Source organism: Streptomyces sp. CO7 (assembly GCF_053474865.1).
In genome coordinates this window covers 459,234-459,636 of record NZ_JBRIOU010000004.1, presented here as the reverse complement: position 1 = coordinate 459,636, position 403 = coordinate 459,234, and the positions used below count along the sequence as shown (strand labels likewise).

General features: G+C 80.4%; 1 pseudogene. It reads left to right on the top strand.

Features of this window, described 5'->3' with window-relative positions:
• A pseudogene (locus ACOV8S_RS14875) lies at nucleotides 1–403 on the top strand (glycoside hydrolase family 3 protein); the annotation flags it as partial.

Genomic DNA, 403 nt, shown 5'->3' with positions numbered 1-403 from the left:
GTGCGGGAGCTGGCGGCCTGGACGTCGTCCGCCGCGGCCCTCGCCCGCACCTCCGGCCCGGCGCCCGCGCCCGAGGTCGGCCTGGACGCCGCGCGCCGGGCGGTGCGGCGCACCCTGGGCGAGCAGGGGTTCGCACCGCTGACCGGGGAGCCCTACGTCGCCTCGTTCACGCCGGTGGCCAACATCGCGGTGGGCGACGAGACCCCGTGGGGCATCGCCGCGGAGCTGCGGCGCAGGCTGCCGGGGGCCGAGGCGGGCAACTTCAGCGGCGACACCGCGGGTGAGGAGGCGCTGGCCGCCGCGGGCGGGCGGCGGATCGTCGCCGTGGTGCGGGACGAGCACCGGCACGGGTGGATGGGGCGGGCGCTGGACGTGCTCCTCGCCGCGCGGCCGGACACGGCGG